General features: G+C 67.6%; 13 protein-coding genes and 1 pseudogene. 6 read left to right on the forward strand and 8 right to left on the reverse strand.

What is annotated here, in order from left to right; all coding sequences use genetic code 11:
• The first annotated feature begins 47 nt into the window (after positions 1-47).
• The 3 genes from AC1PPK_RS08395 to AC1PPK_RS08405 all read left to right on the forward strand — a co-directional run bounded on the left by AC1PPK_RS08395 (position 48) and on the right by AC1PPK_RS08405 (position 5,230).
• On the forward strand, positions 48-929 hold the full coding sequence (locus tag AC1PPK_RS08395) for a LysR family transcriptional regulator (RefSeq protein ID WP_481117386.1): 882 nt from the start codon (positions 48-50) through the stop codon (positions 927-929).
• A 99-nt stretch (positions 930-1,028) separates the two neighbouring features.
• Positions 1,029-2,876, forward strand: coding sequence for a tetratricopeptide repeat protein (locus tag AC1PPK_RS08400; RefSeq protein ID WP_481117387.1), 1,848 nt, complete (start codon positions 1,029-1,031; stop codon positions 2,874-2,876).
• Positions 2,873-5,230, forward strand: coding sequence for a tetratricopeptide repeat protein (locus tag AC1PPK_RS08405; RefSeq protein WP_481117388.1), 2,358 nt, complete (start codon positions 2,873-2,875; stop codon positions 5,228-5,230). Before AC1PPK_RS08400 ends, AC1PPK_RS08405 begins: the two co-directional genes overlap by 4 nt.
• Before the next feature lie 18 nt (positions 5,231-5,248).
• Here AC1PPK_RS08405 and ovoA read toward each other — a convergent pair whose 3' ends face one another.
• The 7 genes and pseudogenes from ovoA to AC1PPK_RS08440 form a co-directional block, all read right to left on the reverse strand.
• Positions 5,249-7,648, reverse strand: coding sequence for a 5-histidylcysteine sulfoxide synthase (gene ovoA / locus AC1PPK_RS08410; RefSeq protein WP_481117389.1), 2,400 nt, complete (start codon positions 7,646-7,648; stop codon positions 5,249-5,251).
• A 44-nt stretch (positions 7,649-7,692) separates the two neighbouring features.
• Complete coding sequence (gene dinB, locus AC1PPK_RS08415) at positions 7,693-8,853, reverse strand: DNA polymerase IV (protein ID WP_481117390.1); 1,161 nt, start codon at positions 8,851-8,853, stop codon at positions 7,693-7,695.
• Positions 8,854-8,984: 131 nt separating this feature from the next.
• Complete coding sequence (locus tag AC1PPK_RS08420; RefSeq protein ID WP_481117391.1) at positions 8,985-10,394, reverse strand: esterase-like activity of phytase family protein; 1,410 nt, start codon at positions 10,392-10,394, stop codon at positions 8,985-8,987.
• 118 nt (positions 10,395-10,512) lie between these two features.
• A complete protein-coding gene (locus AC1PPK_RS08425; RefSeq protein WP_481117392.1) occupies positions 10,513-12,327 on the reverse strand; it encodes an ABCB family ABC transporter ATP-binding protein/permease in 1,815 nt (604 codons plus the stop codon).
• A 126-nt stretch (positions 12,328-12,453) separates the two neighbouring features.
• Positions 12,454-13,080: a LysE family translocator gene (locus tag AC1PPK_RS08430; RefSeq protein ID WP_481117393.1), complete on the reverse strand. Its 627-nt coding sequence runs from the start codon at positions 13,078-13,080 to the stop codon at positions 12,454-12,456.
• Between the two features lie 66 nt (positions 13,081-13,146).
• A complete protein-coding gene (locus AC1PPK_RS08435) occupies positions 13,147-13,599 on the reverse strand; it encodes a CZB domain-containing protein (protein ID WP_481118196.1) in 453 nt (150 codons plus the stop codon).
• 15 nt (positions 13,600-13,614) lie between these two features.
• A pseudogene (locus AC1PPK_RS08440) lies at positions 13,615-13,863 on the reverse strand (methyl-accepting chemotaxis protein); the annotation flags it as partial.
• Positions 13,864-14,699: 836 nt separating this feature from the next.
• On the opposite strand from AC1PPK_RS08440, the gene AC1PPK_RS08445 reads away from it, so the two are divergent.
• Genes AC1PPK_RS08445 through AC1PPK_RS08455 form a run of 3 tightly spaced genes read left to right on the forward strand, consistent with a single transcriptional unit; the run spans position 14,700 to position 17,479 of the window.
• Entirely contained in the window at positions 14,700-16,301 is a 1,602-nt protein-coding gene (locus AC1PPK_RS08445; protein WP_481117394.1) for a nitroreductase family protein, read from the forward strand.
• Positions 16,298-17,140 (forward strand): ankyrin repeat domain-containing protein, encoded by an 843-nt coding sequence (locus tag AC1PPK_RS08450; RefSeq protein ID WP_481117395.1) that lies wholly within the window; start codon positions 16,298-16,300, stop codon positions 17,138-17,140. The genes AC1PPK_RS08445 and AC1PPK_RS08450 overlap by 4 nt, the downstream gene beginning before the upstream one ends.
• A gap of 21 nt (positions 17,141-17,161) precedes the next feature.
• Positions 17,162-17,479, forward strand: a complete 318-nt coding sequence (locus tag AC1PPK_RS08455) for a hypothetical protein (protein ID WP_481117396.1) — start codon at positions 17,162-17,164, stop codon at positions 17,477-17,479.
• A 66-nt stretch (positions 17,480-17,545) separates the two neighbouring features.
• Here AC1PPK_RS08455 and AC1PPK_RS08460 read toward each other — a convergent pair whose 3' ends face one another.
• A complete protein-coding gene (locus AC1PPK_RS08460; protein WP_481117397.1) occupies positions 17,546-20,074 on the reverse strand; it encodes a sensor domain-containing protein in 2,529 nt (842 codons plus the stop codon).
• Positions 20,075-20,285: the final 211 nt, after the last annotated feature.

Consider the following 20,285-nt stretch of genomic DNA (forward strand, 5'->3'; position numbering starts at 1 on the left):
AATGGCGCAATCCTGATTTCACTCATCCGATAGATGGAGTAATGACCATGGACAAGCTGAAGGCTATGGCGACCTTCGTGCGCATCGCCGACGACGGTAGCCTCAGTGCCGCCGCGCGTAGCCTGGGCAGCTCGCTGCCGGCGGTGGTGCGCACGCTGGCGGCGCTGGAGGCCGAGCTGGGCGTGCGCCTGTTCAACCGCACGACCCGCCGCATCGTGCTGACCGAGGAGGGGCGGCATTATCTGGCGAGCTGCCGCAACCTGCTGGCTTCCCTCGATGAGGCGGAGGCGGCCCTGAAGGAAGAGGCCGCTGAGCTGTCCGGCCAGCTCAGCGTGACGGCGCCGGTGCTGTTCGGCCAGATGTACGTGGCACCGGCGGTTAACTGCTTCATGCAGCGCCATGAGCAGCTGCGCTGCCGTCTGCTGCTCTTCGACCGGGTTGTGAACCTGCTCGAGGAAGGTATCGACGTGGGGATCCGCATCGGGGCGCTGGAGGATTCGACGCTGATCGCCCATCCGGTCGGCGCGGTGCGGCGCATGGTGGTGGCCAGCCCGGACTACCTGCGCGGCCGGCCGCTACCGGCTCATCCGAAGGATCTATTGCAGGCCGACTGCATCGGCTTCCTGTCGGGTTCGGGGGGCTGGTGGCGCTTCGAGGACAAGGGCCGCTCCTTCGGCGTGCCGGTGAAGGGGCGGCTGGAGTTTAACCACGTGGCGCCGGCGGTGGATGCCTGCGTGGCCGGGCTGGGCTTCGGCTGTTTCCTGTCGTACCAGATCGCCGGCCATCTGGCCGACGGCCGCCTGTGGGCCGCGTTGGAAAACTTCGAGCCGCCGCCGCGGCCGGTCAGCGTGGTCTACCCGCACGCGCGCCTGCTGCCGGCGCGCGTGCGGGTGTTCGTCGATTGGATGCGCGAGACGCTGGTGGTGTGAGGCGCTTCACCCTGGCTGGCCCACGGCGATGGTAATGTTGGCGGGATAAATTCGAATGCCATCGATGGGGGCCCTCCCGTCGCCAGGAGAGCTGCGGGAATGTCATTGTCCCTTCGTCTGTCGTATTACCTTGCCACCCGGGGCGGCATGCTTGGCATGTGTTGCCTGTGCGGAACCCTGCTCGGGCCGCAAGCAGCCCAGGCCCTCGGCCCCCAGCAGATCTTCACCCTTGCGTCGCCGGCGGTGGCCGTGCTCGAAGTGGCCGGCAGCAATGGCCAGGCAACCGGCAGCCTGACCGCTACCGAGATCGGCGCCGGGCGCTTCGTCACGGTGTGTGAAGGGCTGGATTCCGCTAGTGGTCTGACGCTGAAGATCGCGGCGCAGGCGCACACGGCACGACTCGCCGCGCGAGACCGGGAACGCAATCTGTGCCTGATCGTCGTCGACGGGCTGCCGTCATCCGGCGTAGCCCTGCGGCGGAGCCTGCCGGCCACCGGAAGCCGCGTCTTTGCGCTGTCGAACGCGCTGGGATTGGGCGTGGGGATCTCCGAGGGCGTGGTGGCTGGCATCCGGCGCAATCCGGTGGGAGAGCTGATCCAGTTCACCGCGCCGATTTCGCCGGGCTCCGAGGGCGGGGCGCTGGTGGATGAGTCCGGCGCCGTGGTGGGCATCATCGACTACCGCCGCCGCGATGGCCAGAACGTCAATTTCGCGGCGGCGATCAGTTGGAGCGACGAGATCGAGGCACGGGCCGCAGCGGCCACCGCCGCCCTCCAACGCTACGATGCGGCGACCCTTCTGAGGAAGCAGGGCAAGTGGCAGGAACTGGATGCCCAGGCGGCGGAATGGATTCGCCGCGAGCCTGACAGCATCGATGCCTGGGGCTTCCGGGTGGCCGCAGCCCGCGGCCTCAAGCAGGCCGACCGGGAGCTGGAGGCCTGGACCGCGCTGCGCCGGATTGCCCCGGGGCGGGCGGAGTGGGGGATCGGCCTGGTGTCGGCGCTGCTGGCCGGCGGACGGCGGGACGAGGCGCTGGCGCTGGCTACCACGCTGGCCGCCGAGCACCGGGAGCTGGCCGTTGTCCACCTGGTGCTCGGACAGGTGCGCACGGCCGCCCGCCTCAACAAGGACGCCGAGGCGGCCTACCGTACTGCCATCGAGCTCGATCCCTGGCTGATCGAGGCCTACCGGGGCCTGGCGGAGCTGGCCCAGCTCCGCGGGGATCACGCCACGTCGATCTCGATCTGGTCGCGAATCCGCGGCTTGTACCCGGAGGCGTCGGGGCCGCGCTTCGGTCTGGCGCGGGCCTACATCAACGCGGCCCAGCCAGCCCGTGCGCTGGCGGTCATCGAACGTTTGCCCGAAGCGGAGCGGGATGGCGCGACGGCCTGGTTCTGGCGCGGCATTGCATTGGGTGCCCTGGAGCGTCCGGAGGCCGCCATCGAGGCGTATCAGGCGTGCCTGGCGCGCAGATTCGAGGAGCCCGACCGGGCGTGGGCGGGGATCGGCTTTGCCCACTACCGGCTGAAGAACTACCCCGATGCGATCGCCGCCTTCAAGGCCGCGGTGGAGGCCCAGCCTGCGCAGGATGACTGGCGTTACCAACTGGGTGTCACGCTGAAGGACGGCGGGCGCCCGGCGGAGGCGCTGGCCGTGTTCGACGCACTGGCGACGAGGGTTCCGGGAGAGGCGCGCAACTGGCGCCAGAAGGGTTTCACGCTGAGCATCCTGGCGCGCCACAAGGAGGCGTTGCCGGCGCTGGAGCGTTCGCTGCAGCTCGACCCTGCCCAGCCCAAGGTCTGGGGTGCCTTGATGGCGGCCCATCAGGCCCTGGGCCAGCGGGATGCGGCACGCAGCACCTACGACAGGTTGCGGGCGATCGACGGCAAGGCGGCGGAAGAGGCCTACCTCAACTATCTATCCCCCTACGAGGAGGCAGCCCGATGAGAAAGGCGGCTGTATTGGTGCTGGTACTCGCCGGCCTGACTGGAAGGTGCGCGCTGGCACGCGAGGAAGGTGACGCCGAACGTGTCTTTGCGCGCGTGTCGCCCTCCGTGGTGACGATCAAGACCTTCGACGAGGAGGGGAAGATTGCGGCCCAGGGGAGCGGCGTGGTGGTCGGGGCCGGACTGGTGGCGACCAACTGCCACGTGATTGAGGATGCGAGCGCGATCAGCGTGCTGACCGGACCGCGCGAACTGGCCGGGCACTGGCTGCGCCGCAATGCGCCGGCGGACCTGTGCCTGCTGGCCGTCGGCGGCCTGACGGCTGCGCCGGTCCCCCTGCGCCAGGTTGATGGGAAGGCCGTCGGCGAAGCGGTGTTTGCGGTGGGAAATCCCCTCGGCTTCGGGCTGGCGGTGAGCGCCGGCCTGCTTGCCAGTGCCCAGCTCGAACTGCCGCAGCCCTTTCTCGTGGCGACGGCGCCCCAATCGCCCGGCTCCAGCGGTGGCGGGCTGTTCGACCGGGAAGGGCGGCTGCTCGGCATCACCCGGGCGGTGCTCGGCACTGGCCAGAACTTCAACATGATCCTGCCGGCCGAGCAGGTAGCGCGCATCCTGGTCGGTGGCGACGAGCCGCCGCCACCCCCCGCGCTGCCGGCGCCGGAGAGGGCCTGGGCGACGGAGGCCGAGGCCTTGATCGAGGCCCGGAAATGGGCCGAACTAGAGCCCCATGCGCGTGCCTGGATGGCTGCCCAGCCGCGCTCCGCGCACGCCGCCTTCATACACGCCAGTAGCCTCGTGGAGCTGCAACGCTACGGCGAAGCGGAGTCCAGCCTGCGGAGAACCCTCGAGCTGGACCGCGATCACGCCCAGGCGTGGGAGCTGCTGGCCTCCGTGCAGTATCGTAGCGGCGCGCGCGACGAAGCCGAGAGATCCATGCAGGAGGCGGCGCGCCGTCAGCCTTTCAGCGCCTGGGCCCCCTTGCTGCGTTCCAGCTGGCTGTTCGACCAAGGGCGCCTGGCCGAGGCCGGGATTTCCTCTCAGGAGGCCATCCGGCGCAACCCGGGCAGCGCGTCCGCCTGGCGCCAGCTGGGGCTGATCGAAGACCGGCTGGGCAAGCGGGACGACGCCGTGAAGGCGTTTGCGACGGCGCTGCGCCTCGGCGATTCGGACAGCACGGCGCGGCGCCGCCTGGCCGAGCTTTACGCGGAAACCGGCAGGCCCGACGAAGCCCGCCGGGTGGCCCGCGATGCCGCCATCAGCCACAACAGCGCCGAAAAGACGCAGTTGGCCCTCGGCTTCGCGGAACTCAACCGGGGGCGCCTGGGACCCGCCGAGGAGGCCATGCGCAAGGCCGTCGAACTGGCACCCGGGTCGGCTGATGCCTGGACCGGGCTCGGCGGGGTACTGCTGAAGCTGACACGGCTCTCGGAGGCGGAGAAGGCCTTCGATCAGGCGGTCCGGCTGGCGCCCGGCCAGGCCATCTATCTGGCCAACCGGAGCATGATCAGGCTGGAGCTCAAGCGCGTGCAGCCGGCTCTGGACGACGCCCTGAAGGCCATCGAGCTCGAGCCGAAGAGCGTGGGAGGCTGGCGCCAGGTGGCGCTGGCCTATCTGGCTGCCGGCAAGCCGCGGGAGGCCGGAATGGCCTTCCAGAAGCTCGATGCCCTGGGCAGCCTGACGCCGGACGAGCGGGTTTCGTGGGCGGAAAGCCTGCTCGGCACCGGCAATCCGGACCAGGCCCTGGCAATGGTCCGGCAGGCCGAAGCGGCTGATCCGAAGCTGCTGCGCATGTGTCTGACGACCGCCCGGATACTGGGGGCGAAGGGCGACATGGAAGGCTCCTTGCGTTATGAGCTCAAGGCCATCGAGATCGATCCTGTCAATGTACTGGCGTGGAGCGGCAAGGGTTTTGCGCTGATCAAGCTGGGCCGCCTGCCCGAAGCCGTGGAGGCGCTGGAAACCGCGGTGCGCCTCGACCCGGAGCAGGCCAATCCGTGGGTCAACCTGGGGGAGGCCCAGTTGCGCAGCCGCAACCTCGGGCGTGCCATCCAGGCACTGGAAAAGGCGATCAGCCTGAAACCCTTGTCGCTGGATGCGCGCATGTACCTGGCTCAGGCTTATCTGAGCGCCCGCCTTTTCCAGAAGGCGCGGGCGCAGGTCGAGGTGGTGCTGGCGAGGCAGCCGAACCTGATACCCGCCCTGAGCCTGCTGACCGTGAGCTACCTGGCCGAGGGTAATGGGCCAGCGGCGGCCGGAGCCTACGAGCGGATCAAGCTCCAGGCGCCGGATACCGCGAAGGCGCTGCGGACACAGCTTCTCGGCAGCGGCCTGTCGGCGGCCCAAAGCCTGCCCGAGTAGTTCAGGCCGGCTGGGTGTTCAGCGCTCCCGTTGCCACAGCATGCCGTGGGTGACGATGAACTGGTACTTGCGGGCGTGTTCGCGGATCACCAGCGGCACCTCTTCCTCCCGGCGCAGCACGAAGCCTTCGGTGGCCAGGAAGGCCTTGAGGGTGTCGGCGCTGCGTGCCGCCTTGCCGCCCTTCTCGTAGCCGCCGAGCCAGGATTCCCGCGGTGTGAATTGCTCCAGCCAGGAATAAGGCGAGAACAGGGCGATCAGGCCGCCGACCTTGACCAGCCCGCGCGGTCCGCCGAGGCGGCCGAGCAGGGCCATCGGGCTGGGCAGGCGGCACAGCAGGTTGGCCAGCAGTACCGCGTCGAAGTCGGCCAGCTCGGCGGGCAGCGAACAGGCGTCGGCCTGGCGGAAGCTCACCCGGCTGCGCTCGATGGCCGGGTCGATGCGGGCCATCACGGTTTCGCCCAGATCGCCCTCGTCGCAGCGGAAGTAGGGGCGGCTGCCATCTTTCTGCAGCGTGCTGGCGGCGTCGATGAAGGCGCGGGAAAGGTCCACACCAAGCACCTCGCCGAAGCCGCGGGCCAGTTCGAAGCTGCCGCCGCCCACTGCGCAGCCGACGTCCAGCGCGCGGGCGCTGCCGGTGCCAAACTGCCTGGCGCCGTCGAGCAGCCAGTCGGCGCAGCGTTGCGGGAAGGACGTGGCGCGCTGGGGGCCGCCGGCCCACGGCATCTGGGTCTGCGGTTCGCCGTGGTGGAGGAGCATGTAGTCGTCCACCATGCGGGCGTCTTCGTACACTTGGCTGGCGCTGTCCGCGCCGTCGAGCTTCACAACCTGGCCGTCGTGGGCGGCCTGTACGACGCGGAAGCCGGCGTGCTGGAAGAAGTGCGGGCGGAAGTGGAAGCGTGCCCACACGCTGGCCTCGTCGCCGCAGGAAATCCACGATCCGCCGAGGATCATCTGGTGCTGGCCGTCGTAGCAGGGCGTCGAGAAGTCGTCGTAATAGGGATGGACGCGGGCGCCGGGCAGCGGGTGGAAGTCATCCCCGTGCCACTGCCAGACGTTGCCGAACACGTCGTGGGCGCCGGCCAGGCTGGGCGTGCCGGCATCCACCGGCCACGGGGAGCCGTGGGCGAGCTGGCTGTTCCAGCCGTAGACAGTGGCGAGGGCGGTGCCGTCGTGGTGGGCGGGAGGATCGGTTTCGGCCCATGAGGCGTCGTGCAGCGCGTGGTGCTCGGCCTCGGTGGGCAGCCTACAGGGGATGCCGTCGCGGGCGCTGCGCCAGGCGCAGTAGGCGGCGGCTTCGTGGGCATTGACCTCGGCCGGCCAGTTCCATGGCATTTCGATGGTTTCGAACAGGGTGCGCAGTTTGTAGCGGTGCAGCCCGGCGGGGCCGTCCGGCACCCAGAAACAGGGCCACTTGCTGTTGCGGAAGCCGCGCCATTCCCAGCCGGCGTCGGTCCAGTACTGGCGCTCCAGGTAGCCGCCGCTCTGGATGAACTCGAGGAAGGCGCCATTGCTGACCAACTGGTTTTCCACCTGGAAGGCCTGCAGCGCGACACTGCGCTCGCCGTATTCGTTGTCCCAGCCGAAGCTCGGCCAGTTGCGCGGCTTGCCGAACTTCACGACGGAGGCCGGGATGGTCAGCAGGCGTGAGGTCGGGAAATCCTGTCCGGCGACCGGCGGGAAGTGGGCTGGCGTGCCGGCGCTGGCATGCAGGGCCGGCCATTCCTCCGGGCGGCGTACGTCGTCGAGGGGCAGTTCGCGGATCAGCACCGAGGAGGTCTCGATGTGGATGCGCTCGTGTTCGAAGCCCATGAACAGCGCCCACAGCGGATCGTCCATGGTGATAGTCGCATGGCCGCGGACCAGGCCGGGGTGGGTCTCTATGAGGCGGCGCACCGTGAGGTAGACCTGCTCACGGTAGGTGTGCACTTCCGCGAAGCTGGGCCACAGCATCTCGTTCTTCGACATGTCGTCCCAGCGCATTTCGTCCACGCCGGTCTCGAAGATGCGTTCGAAGTAGGGATTGACCGGCGTGTCGATGAGGCCGGCGACGCGCAGCTTGTTGATGTACAGCGCCGCCGGGTGGCCGTAGTAGAAGACCATCGGGTGGCGAAGGTGGTGGTAGGGCGGGCGGTAGAAGGCTTCCTCGCCCTGCAGGCTGGCGAACAGCACTTCGGTCAGCGTCCAGCCGTTGTCGAAAGCGGCCAGCACGGATTCGCGGGTACAGGTGGTGAGGTTGGGCTGGGGCAGCGCGGTGAGATGCCCGTCTGCTTGCATGCCGGGACAGTTCTCCGGTGCCAGCCCGGTCCACCACCAGGCCGGGCGCGGACCACGCAGCAGTGCGTCGTGCTCGCCGCGGAGGTTCTGGCGCCAGGGTTCGATGGCGCTGGGGATGGCCGGTTCGAGGTTCGGGTGCGGCATTGCGGATCTCCTGGAAGTCTTGTTGTGATGGTTTGAGCCGTGTTCTACACAAAGAGCTCAGCCTGGACCGGTAGCGGTGTTTCGTGTTCGGGGATCGCATCGCGCCGCGCCAGGTTGCCGACGCGCACGCCGAGCAGGCGGATGCGTCGCTCCAGCGGCACGCGCTTGAGGCATTCGCCGGCGGCCCGACGGATCGCTGCAGCCTCGCCGATGGGCGTGGGCAGCGTCAGGTCGCGGGTGACGGTGTGGAAGTTGTCGAAGCGCAGCTTGAGCCCGACGGTCTTGCCGACATAGCCCTTGCGGGCCAGGTCGGCGGCAAGCTGTTCGCACAGGCGGGTGAAGCGCTGGGACAGTTCGTTGCGGTCCTGGCGTGGGTGCAGGTCGCGCTCGAAGGTGGTTTCGCGGGAGAGGCTCTTCGGTTCGCTGTGGGTGACCACCGGGCGCTCGTCCTGTCCGTGGGCAGCCCGGTGCAGCCATTGGCCGTAACGTGCGCCGAACTGTTCCTGCAGCCACAGGGGATCGGCTGCGGCCAGCTCGCCGATGCTGTGGATGCCCAGCGCGTCCAGCCGTTCCGCGGCCTTGGGCCCGATGCCGTTGATGCGCTTGGCGGGCAGCGGCCAGATCCGGGCCGGAATGTCGTCGGCGGCCACTACGGTGATGCCGGCTGGTTTTTCCAGATCGGAGCACAGCTTGGCGAGCAGCTTGTTGGGGGCTACACCGAGGGAGCAGGACAGGCCGGTGGCGTCGCGCACGGTCTGCTGCAGGCGCAGCGCGATGGCGCGGGCACCTTCGCGGCTGCAGTCCGGGTTGAGAGCGCTGAGGTCCAGGTAGATCTCGTCGATGCCGCGGTCCTCGAGGTCCGGCGCGATGTCGTGCACTGCCGCCTTGAAGAGGCGCGAGTAGTGGCGGTAGGTGTCGAAGTCGGCGGGCAGCAGCAGTGCGTCCGGCGCCAGTTGGGCGGCCTTCATCAGGCCCATGCCGGAATGCACGCCGAGGGCCCGCGCCTCGTAGGTGGCGGTGGTGATCACGCCGCGGCCGACGTAGTCGCGCAGGCGCGGGAAATGGGCCGGATCCTCGGCCGCCGTCGCACGGCGTCCGCCCACCACGGCGGGCAGGCCACGCAGCTGCGGGTAGCGCAACAGCTCCACCGACGCGTAGAACGCGTCCATGTCCAGGTGGGCGATGCTGCGAGGAAGCGGGGGCATGGGTCCGGTTGAAGCCGCAAGGGGCTTCATTGTGCATCAAGGGCGGCCTTCGGTAGCGCGCCGACCGGCATGTCCCGCCATCCGCCACGGGAGCAGGCCCTGTGGGCGCTGCTTCCGTGGGGGCGCGGTGATTACTTCTTGCGCCGGAGCATCAGGCCGCCGAGGCCCAGTGCTGCCAGTGCCAGACTGGCCGGCTCGGGAATGCGCTGGGCTTCGTAGCCAGCAAGCAGGTCGCTGCTGATGCCGAACACGAAGAACTGGTTCGGGTTGGCGGTGGGTACGCCGTTCACGCCGACGGTATCGAGGAAGTCGTTGTCGTTGGTGACGATCAGGGTGTGCTGCAGCACGCCGTCCACCAGCACGTCGGGGCCGAAGGCGAGGCCTTCGATCTTGGCCGGGATCATACGGTCGGTGTAGCCGTTGGCCTTCAACAGGGCCGCCAGGTCCGCGAACACGCTCTTGCCGACGGCCTTGGCGGCCAGTGCGCTCTCGCCGGTGATGTTGCTGACGTCCTGGGCGGTGCTCAGGTCCACGTGGTAGAGCTTCTTGAATACGGCCTTGGAGTCATCGCCGAGGCCCTTGCCATCCCGTTCGTCGATGAGGAACTCGTGGTCGTTGATGGCCACGATCTCGCTGATGCCGGTGTACTTGGGCTTGGCGGCGGTGCCGATGTTCTCGAGCTGGTAGGCGTACTCGTGGGTGACCTTGCCGGTGGCGAGATCCACGGTGACGATGCGCACCACGCCGGCATTGGTGCCGCCGTCCTGGATCAGCGGGCTCTGCATGATGCCGACCAGGGTCTTGCCGTCCGGCGTGATGGCGAGGCCTTCCATGCCCTTGTTGGCGACGCGGCCGCTGGTGTTGTTGGCGATCTCGGTGTCGCCGACGGCGGACAGGTTGGACACCGCGAACTTGTCGGGCAGCGTGATCACGCCGGTGCGCTGGCCGGTGGCGCGGTCGAAGCGGTAGATGTAGGGGCCGTATTCGTCTGAGACGTAGACGCTCTTGCCGTCGCCGGCGACGCGGATGCCTTCCGGATCGAGGCGGGCATTGGCGCTGTTGGTGGACAGGCCGGCATCGAAGGCGTCGGAGCGGCCGGTGAAGTAGTTCTGGCCGTTGCTGCCGCTCAGCACCGGGACGCTGCCGTAGTTGAGGGCAGTGGTGCTGGACAGCAGCGTGGTGGCGCTGAGTGTCGGCGTGAGGGTGGCCACGCTGCTGCTGCTGAAACTGGTGCCGGACAGGCCCAGGCTGAGGGTCTGGAAGCGGGGAATCCAGCTGGTGGTGTTGTCCACCGCGGCGTTCCAGTTGACGGCGTTGGGGCCGCGGTCCGGCGCCAGCAGGAAGGTGTCGCCGCCGGCCCAGGCGATGGCTGAGCCGAGGCCGCCGAGGAGGTTGGCGGCCTGGCCGTTTTCGAGAGTGCCGGTGAGGCCGGACAGGTCGGTGCCGGACAGGCTGCCCTGGCCAATCAGGGCGATGCCGGCATGGGCAGAGGTGGCGACGAGGGCCGGGACGAGAAGCGCGAGCAGACGGGGGACGAACATCGGGAAAACTCCTTGCAGATCGGGTAGCGGAATTGATTGACGCTACGTGATGAGCATTTCGCCGAAGTTACACGTTTGCCTGTTTGCAAAGGTTTGCAATGCGCTCCGTGCGATTCCGTCAGGCCACCTCTTCTTCTGCAGCCCGCTCTTCCAGTTGCAGCGCCCACATCTGCGCGTAGGCGCCGGCGCGGGCGAGCAGTTCTGCGTGGCTGCCGCGCTCGACGATGCGGCCCTGGTCGAGGACCAGGATCTCGTCGGCGTTCATCACCGTGGACAGGCGGTGGGCGATGACCAGCGTGGTGCGGCCGCGGGCGGCGGCGTCGAGCTGGGCCTGGATGGCCTTTTCGGTCTTCGAGTCGAGGGCCGAGGTGGCCTCGTCGAAGATCAGGATGTCCGGGTTCTTCAGCAGCGTGCGGGCGATGGCCACGCGCTGCTTCTCGCCGCCGGACAGCTTCAGGCCGCGCTCACCGACGCGGCTCTGCCAGCCGTCCGGCAGGCGGGCGATGAAGTCCTCCAGCTGGGCGGCGCGGGCGGCGGCCTCCACTTCCTCGCGGCTGGCGTCGGGGCGGCCGTACTGGATGTTGTAGAGCAGCGTGTCGTTGAACAGCACGGTGTCCTGCGGAACGATGCCGATGGCGGCGCGCAGGCTGTCCTGGGTGAGGCTGCGGATGTCCTGGCCGTTGATGCGCACCGCGCCACCCTGCACGTCGTAGAAGCGGAACAGCAGGCGCGCCAGCGTGGATTTGCCGGAGCCGGAGTGGCCGACCACCGCCACCGTCTGGCCGGCGGGGATCGTGAAGTCGACGTCGTGGAGGATCGGCCGGTTCGGGTCGTAGGCGAAATTGACGCCGTCGAAGCCGACGCTGGCCGGGCCGCGGGCCAGCGCGTGGGCGTCGGGGCCGTCGGCCACTTCCCGGTGGGTGGCGAGCAGGTCGAACATGCGCTCGATGTCGGTGAGGGCCTGGCGGATCTCCCGGTACAGCACGCCGAGGAAGTTGAGCGGGATGTAGAGCTGGATCAGGAAGGCATTGACCAGCACCAGGTCGCCGAGGGTCATGCGCCCGGAGGCCACGCCGTCGGCGGCACGCCACATCATTGCAGTGACCCCGACGGCGATGATCGCCGCCTGGCCCATGTTGAGGAGGGACAGGGACTTCTGGTTCTTGATCTGGGCGGCCGTCCACTTTTTCAGCTCGGTGTCGTAGCGGCGGGTCTCGAAGGCTTCGTTGTTGAAGTACTTCACCGTCTCGAAGTTGATCAGGCTGTCGATGGCCCGAGCATTGGCGGCCGAGTCCAGTTCGTTGGCCTGGCGGCGCAGCGCGGTACGCCAGTTGGTGACCTTGAAGGTGAAGGTGATGTAGAGCGTCAGCGTGACGATGGTGATCAGCGCGAAGCTCGGTTCGTACTTCACCAGCAGGATGCCCAGTACCAAGCCGATTTCCACGAAGGTCGGCAGGATGGAGTACAGCGTGTAACTGATCAGCGAGCCGATGGAGCGGGTGCCGCGCTCGATGTCGCGGGTCAGGCCGCCGGTCTGGCGTTCCAGGTGGAAGCGCAGGGACAGCGCATGCAGGTGGCCGAAGACCTGCAGCGAGATCTCGCGCACCGCCTCCTGGGTGACCCGCGCGAAGACGATCTCGCGCAGTTCGGTGAACAGCGAGGTGGAGAAGCGCAGCGCGCCGTAGGCCACCAGCAGCGCCGCCGGCACCACGATAAAGGCCTGGGCGCGGGAGATGTCGAGGCCATCCACCAGTTGCTTGAAGATCAGCGGCACGGTGACGTTGGCGAACTTGGCGGAGATCAGGCAGCCGAGGGCGAACAACATGCGCCACTTGTAGGCCCACAGGTAGGGCAGCAGTTTCCTGATGGTCTGCCAGTCGTGGCGTTCGCCGGAGGCGGGTAAAGGGGCGGGGCCGGAGGGGGAGCGTCGCATTTTTTTGGATGTGGGGGCGGGTGGATTCGCCCCGAAAACGTGGTTGGACGAAGTCGATTGTAGGGGCGAGTTCATCCTTGGGGGGCGTTCATTCGCCCCGAGGGTGCTGGCCGGGCAGTGGGTGGATCAGGTGTCGCTGGCGATCAGGCGGGCGGCGAGGCCGATGAACAGCACGCCGCACAGGCGGTCGAGCCACGGGCCGAGCCGCGGGCGGCGGGCCAGCAGGCGGCCGATGGCGCCGGCGGCCAATGCCAGTGCGCTGAACACGATGGCGGTCTGGATCGTGAAGAGCAGGCCGAGGGCGAGCATCTGCAAGCTCGGGTTGCCGTGGGCCGGATCGGTGAACTGGGGCAGGAAGGCCAGGAAGAACAGGCCGACCTTGGGATTCAGCGCATTGGCGACGAAGCCGCGGCGCAGGTCGCGCTGCCACGGCTGGGCTGGCAGGCCGTTCGCCAGGGAAAGGCGTCCGCCGCCACGCAGGGCCTGGATACCGAGCCACAGCAGCCAGGCCGCGCCGGCCAGCTTGACGGCCAGGAGCAGGCTGGGGGAGGCGCGCACCACCGCCGCGATGCCGAGGGCCGCCCATGCGGTGTGCGTCATGCAGCCGGCCGCGCAGCCCAGGCCAAAGGCCAGGCCGGCGCGCCGGCCCCGCGCCAGGCTGTGGCCGATGACCATCAGGTTGTCGGGGCCCGGTGCGAGGGTGATCAGCACGGAAATGCCGAGAAAGGCGAGGAGGGTGTCGAGGCTGGGCATGGCGCCGGATTCTCGGCGGCGCGGGCGGGGGCGTCAATGCGCGCCGTCCTGCCCTTGTGGCAGGCGTCAGTGCCGGTGGTCGCCGTCTTCCTGGCACAGAATGGATGGATCGTTCAGTGCCGCTTCGCCCATTCTCTGCAGGTTGTCGAGAACGCGCATCGACGCTTGTTCCATCACATCGAGATGGCGGAGCGCCGCGCCCATGTTGCCGTTGGCGTAGGCGGTCAGTATCTCCACGCCGGCCCGGTGCACCTCGATGTGCGGCGGCTCGACTTCCCTGTAACCCGGCAACTGGCTGAAGCAGGCCTGGCCTTCGCCTTCGTAGTACCACTTGCCGAGTCGGCACGCCGTGTGGGTGGCGAGCTCGGACGCCTTGAGGTCGAGGAGGCCGAAAATGGCCAGATAAATGCGGAACTTGAAGACGATGTGGTCGATCTTGGCAACTTCGACGAAGCTCTTCATCGCACTGCCGGCAATCACGTTCTCCATGTTGGCGGACAGGCCCATCAGCAGGCGCATGTCCTCGGTGGCGCGCTGGCCGCGATCGCTGAACTGGCTGGAGGCCTCGGCCAGGCGCCGCATGCTGTCGCGTGCCTGGGTCGAATCGTCGTGGATGCGTTCCACCAGCGCCGAGATGTCGGCGGTAGCACTGGAGGTGCGTTCGGCCAGCTTGCGGACTTCGTCGGCAACGACGGCGAAACCGCGGCCGGCCTCACCGGCGCGAGCCGCCTCGATGGCGGCGTTGAGGGCCAGCAGGTTGGTCTGATCGGCAACGCCGCGGATGAGATTGACGATGGCGCCGATCTCGTCGGCCCGTTGGGCGAGGGTGGCCACTTCCGTCGCCGACTTCTCCGATTCGGCCGCCAGGCGCTGCAGGCTTTCGGCGATCTCCGTGGTTGCTTGCCCGCTGGCCTTGGACACATGGGCGGCTTCGACGGCCTTGTCCTTCTCGTTCCGGAGCAGGCCGGCCATTTCGGCCAGACTACCTTGGGCTCCGGTCAGCGAGGAGCCAAACTCGGCCATGCGCTGTACGACGCCGAGCAGGTTTTCACATTGGATGCGCTTTTCGTCTTCCGCACGGCGCAAGGTGTCGATTTCCCGCTGAAAGGCCTCGTTTTCCGCTTGTAATCCCGCTTCCCGCTCTCTGGCGTGGCGGAGTTGGGCCTGGAGCCGTTCGTATTCTGTTCTGCTGATCCACATGGTATGGCCTGACTATGCTGGTTGGGCGCGCAATTCCTGTATGGCGGCTTTTCGTGCCTCGATATGAGGTCTTGTCTTATAGCTGTTGGTGCCGGGGCACCGCGATTGTCCGGCAGCTAATTTCGTTACGTTTTGTGAAAAATCAATGCATTCAACAATATTGATATATTTGCTGTTCTTGTTGTGTGAAATGGCCTTGCCGGCACGTAGGATGAAGCGATGCACAGCAAGGGATGGGGTTTCATTGTCTGCTGCGAGGCTGTCACGAAACCGACAAAATGCAGGGGTTTGTCGGATGCGCTGGCCAGACCCGGAGTCATGAGAAGACTGCTGGGCCTCGTTTTGGCTCGAAATATGCGGTTGTTCGGGGTAGGCACCGATCTTGCTGAATCGGGGGCAACCCGTTCTGTGTCCGCATCATGTCCGAGACCCTCGCCGCCCCGCCCGATGTCGTGCCTATGCCCCTTTCCGCTGCGGCGGTGGTGCAGGCCTATCATCAGCGGAGCAAGCACCGCTTCGAGGCCTATGCCGCTGGCCCCGGTACACTGGACTGGGATGCCCAGCCGGCGGCCTTCCGCCATTACGAGGGCGTGCCGCCGATCGAGCTGCCGCTGGCCCGCGCCGAACATCTGACTGCGGCGCCGGTCACGCCGGCCATCCCCGACCTGGCCAGCATCGGTGCGCTGTTGCACCTGTCCTTCGGCCTGACTGCCTGGAAAACCCTCGGGCCGGATCGCTGGGCTGTGCGTGCCAATCCGTCGAGCGGCAACCTCCACCCGGTCGAGGCCTACGTGCTGGTGGCCGGCATTCCGGCGCTGGCCGACGGGCTCTACCATTACCGACCGGAGATCCACGCGCTGGAACTGCGGGCGGTGCATCTGCAGCCGCTGGCGGCTGGCCCGGTGCTGGCGGTCGGCCTGTCCTGCGTGATGTGGCGGGAAGCCTGGAAGTATGGCGAGCGGGCCTTCCGCTACTGCCAGCTGGACACCGGCCACGCCCAGGCCTGCCTCGATTACGCAGCGGCGCTGCTGGGCTGGCGGATGGTCGAACAGTCCCAGGTCGGTAGCCACACGCTGGCGACGTTGCTGGGGCTGGACCGCTCGGCCGAGTTCCCCGGCCGGCGTGCCGAGGTCAGCCAGGAGGAGGCAGAGCTGCTGCTGGCGGTGGACTTCGCCGGCGGCGCCACCTGGCTGGATCCCGTGGCCCTGCACGAGGCCGGCGGGGCTGCCCGCTGGCAGGGCGTGGCCAGCCTGATCGACCGTTTCCCGATGTTCCGCTGGCCGGTCATCGCCGAGGTGGCGGCGGCGACGCGGCGTGCCGACGACAGCGGCGCGGCGTCCAACCCGCAGCGCATCCCGCGCGTGCAGCCGGCGTCCCTGATCCTGCGGCGGCGCAGCGCCCAGCGCTTCGACCCGGCCCACGTGATGGGGCGCGCCGATTTCGAGCGCCTGCTGGAAGCCCTGCGCCCCGCGGCGGGGGCGCGTGTCGGTCTGCTGATGTTCGTCCATCGGGTCGAAGGCCTGGCGCCCGGCGTCTATTTCCTGCCCCGCGGCCCCGTCGAGGGCGGCCTGGCCGAACGCCTGCAGGCCCGCTACAAGCTGCTGCCGGTGGATGGCCTGCTCGCCGCCGACACCCTGTTCAGCCTGGCCCCGGCGGACCCGTTGGAACTGCGCCGGGTGGCCCGCAGCCTGCACTGCCATCAGGACATCGCGTCGAACGCCTGCATCGCCTTCGGCATGCTGGCGCCCTTCGCCGAGCTGGTCGATGCCGATCCGCCGGCCTACCGCGACCTGTACCGGGAGGCCGGCGCCCTCGGCCAGGTGCTCTACCTTGAAGCCGAGGCGCTGGGTCTGCGCGGTACCGGTATCGGCTGCTTCTTCGACGATCCGGTGCATGGCGTGGCCGGTCTCGACGACGGCGCCTTCCAGACCCTCTACCACTTCACCATCGGCCTGCCGGTCATCGACGGCCGCGTTGAAACCACGCCCCCTTACCCGGGGCGCAAGGATGCCCTGCGATGAGTTCCACGATCACTTCCAGTTCCTCCCAGACCACGGCTACCGGCTTCGTCCGCATCGACGCGGATACCGCCGCCGACCTGATCCAGCGACGCGGTAGCAGCACGCTGCCGGCTCTGGCCGTCTACGACGTGCGCGACCGGGCGACCTTCGAGCGGCGCCATATCGATGGAGCTGAGCACCTCACCGAAGCCCTGCTCGGTGGCACCATCCGCCGCCTGCCGAAGAGCACCCCGGTGCTGATCTACTGTTACCACGGCAATGCCAGCCAGGTGTACGCCGAGATGTTTTCCGACTTCCGCTTCGTTGAGGTGTACAGCGTGGATGGCGGTTTCGAGCCCCTCAACGCGGCGCTGGCGCAGCGCACTGGCGGCCTCGCCTCGGTGGCCCTGCCTGTGTCGGCCAGCGATGCGCTGCAGGCTTTCGTGGCTGAGTTCGGGTTCGATCCGAGTGACCTGGATGCGCCCCGCGCCCAGGGCCTCACGCCGCTGATGCGCGCGGCCTATGCCGGCTCCGCCGATCTGGTGGAAGAACTGCTGGCGGCCGGCGTGAGTCCGGCCCGCCGCAACGGCGACGGCAACACGGCCCTGTGGCTGGCCTGCGTGTCGCGGGACAAGCCGACGCTGGCGCGCCTCATCGCCGCCGGTGCCGACGTGGACAACATCAATGACACCGGCGCCACCTGCCTGATGTACGCGGCCTCCAGTGGCCGCGATGACGTGGTCGAGGTCTTGCTGGCCGCCGGTGCCGATCCCTACATCCGCAACTTCGACGACGCCCGCGCGGTGGACCTGGCGTCTACCCTCGCCTGCCTGAAGCTGTTGCGTCACACCGCCAACTGAACAAAGCCCAGGAGAACCGCGATGAACAAGTACCGCTCGATTGCCCACCTGATGGAACAGGTGGAAGGCCCGCTGTCCCGTGCCGGTGTGGTGCTCAGCGAGGCGTGGCGCAACAACGAGGAGGCGGTGGGCTTCTTCAGCCATGCTGATGTGGGGCTTGCCGCCTACGTGTACGCCTACGGCCAGCGGCCCGGCCGCTACGGTATCAACCTGGATTTCCCCGAGCCGGATGGCGCGCCCCTGCTGCCGGTGCCGACCAGCGCTGAGGATCTGCCGCTGGCAGCCATCGTGCAGATGTTGCTGGAGCACTTCGAAGTACCCGTGACGGCGCTGGCCTGAGCCGTGCCGTTTGCCGCGCGGCACCACGGGCGTCGCCTTCGGGCGGCGCCCGTGGCGTTTACAGGCTCATGGCGTGGACCACAGGTCTACGGTGCCCAGGCCGGTCATCGGTGCGCGCTGTAGCAGGAAGGTCTCGGCCTGGTCGGCTGGCAGCGGTTGGCTGATCAGGTAGCCCTGGATCTTCTCGCAGCCGATGCTGAGCAGGAACTTGAGCTGGGCCTCCGTCTCGACGCCCTCGGCGATCACTTCCAGTCCCATCTTGTGGGCCAGCAGCACCGTCACGTCGCAAATGTCAGCATCGCTGGGGTCGGTCTCGATGTCCTTCACGAAGGAACGGTCGATCTTCAGCGTGCGGATCGGGAACAGCTTGAGGTAGGCCAGCGACGAGTAGCCGGTGCCGAAGTCGTCGATGGACAGGGTCAGGCCGCTCTCGGTGAGCGCCTTCATGACCTCGATGGTCTCGTCGGGGGAGGCCATCGATACCGACTCGGTGACTTCTAGGTCGAGCAGTTCGGCCGGCAGGCTGTGGTGTTCCAGCAGGTCATGGATGCGTTGTGGCAGGGTCTTGTCGAGGAACTGGCCGGTGCTCAGGTTGATCGACATGCGGATCGTGCCGAGGCCCTTGTCGCGCCAGTCGCGCAGCTGGCGGCAGGCTTCCTGCAGTACCCAGTCGCCGAGGGCGTCGATGATGCCGGCCTCCTCGGCCACCGGGATGAACTCGGATGGCGGGACCAGGCCGCGGGTCGGGTGCTGCCAGCGCACCAGCGCTTCCACGCCGACGATGCGGCCGCTGCGCAGGTCCACCTGAGGCTGGTAGTACAGCACGAATTGCTCCCGTTCGAGGCCGACGCGCAGTTCCGATTCGAGGGCCAGGCGCTGGGCCGTGGCGGCGTTCATGCCTTCGGTGAAGAACTGGTAGTTGCCCCGGCCCTTGGCCTTGGCGTAATACATCGCCACGTCGGCGTCCTTCAGCAGGTCACCGATTTCCAGCGCGTCGTCCGGGTACATGCAGATGCCGATGCTCGGCGAGGTGCGCTGTTCCTGGCCGTTGATCAGGTAGGGCGCGGAGATCGCGGCGACGATCTTGTCGGCCACATAGGCGGCGTCGGCAGGGGTGTCCACGTCGGGCAGCACGACGACGAACTCGTCGCCGCCCAGGCGGGCCACGATGTCGCTCTTGCGCACCGTGTTGCTGAGGCGGTTGGCGACCTGGATCAGCAGTTCGTCGCCGACATGGTGGCCGAGGGTGTCGTTGATGGCCTTGAAGCGATCCAGATCAATCAGCATCAGTGCCATCTGCATGTCGTTGCGGTGGCAGAAGCCGATCGCCTGCTCCAGCTTCTCGTTGAGGCTGAAGCGGTTGGGCAGGTTGGTCAGCGTGTCGTGGTGGGCCAGGTGGCGGATGCGCTCTTCGGAGGCCTTCAGCTCCGAGATGTCGATGAAGTTGCCGATGTAGTTCTGTACCTGTCCGTTCTCGTCGCGGACCAGGGAGATTGACAGCCACTTGGGGTAGGGCTCGCCGTTCTTGCGGCGGTCCCACAGCTCTCCCTGCCAGGCACCGCTGTCGTTCAGGCTGTCCCACATCTCCTTGTAGATTTCCGGCGGCGTGTTGCCGGCGGACAGCACGCGCGGGTTCTGGCCGACGACTTCTTCCTGCGGGTAGCCGGTAAGTTTGGTGAAGGCCTGGTTGGTGGCGATGATGCGGTTCTGCGCATCGGTGACGATGATCGCTTCATTGCTGTTGGAGAATACCGTGGCCAGCAGGCGCAGGTGTTCCTCGGTGCTTTTGCGCTCGGTGATGTCCTGGACGGTGCCCTCGTAGCAGATGAACTCACCCTGGGGCCCGCGTACGGTGTGGGCGTTCTCGGAAATCCAGATGATCGAGCCGTCGCGCCGGCGCACCAGGGATTCGAAATTGATGACTTCGCCGTGGCTCTCCATCTGCTGGCGGAAGGCGTCGCGGCGGCTGGGGTCCACATAGAGCCGGCTCTCGATGTCGGACAGGTCGGCCATCAGCTGCTGGGGCGTCTCGTAGCCGTACAGCCGGGCCAGCGCCGGGTTGGCGGCCAGGTAACAGCCGTCGCGGGTGGTCTGGAAGATGCCCTCCGACGCGTATTCGAAGATGTGGCGGTAGCGCAGCTCAGTGCGCTCCAGCGCCTCCAGCGTGGCGCGTCGCGGGGTCACGTCTTCGATGTAGCCCTCGATGACGCTCTTGCCCTGCTCGTCGGGCACCGTGATGCCCCGCTCCAGCACCCACTTGGTGTGACCGCTGGCGGTGGTGATGCGGTACTGCACCGCGAAGCGCTGGCCATTGCGGGCAGCGCTGCGGATCTGCGCGCGGACGCGGGCCCGGTCGTCGGTATGGGTGACCTCTTCCCAGGAGATGCAGGCATTGTCGACGATCTCCGCCGGGGCGTAGCCGCACAGCTCGGCGCTGCCCTGGCTGATGAAGACCATCGTCCGGTAGGCGTCGTCCATGCTGCGATAGACCATACCCTCGAGGTTGTTCACCAGCGTGTCGAGGATGCGGGTCCTGTCCACTGCCCGGGGCGTGATGAGGCTGGTTCGGCGGGAGCGTCCGAGTTGTGCTTGCACGGTGATTGCCTGCGAAGAGCTGCAATGGAGGATGGCTACACTTCAGCAAGCACCATGCCCGCCCGCAGGCCGCGTCCTGCGTTGTGATTCTCCGAAAAATGCACTGTGATGGTGCGGAAAGAAGGTTTGGTGCGCTGCAATAAAGCCTGAATAGTGTCGAAAAAGTCAGTTTGTCGACAAAGTCACTGGGCATTTTTTAATTTTTCCATTT

The sequence above is a fragment of the Zoogloea sp. JDB1 genome, assembly GCF_056724025.1.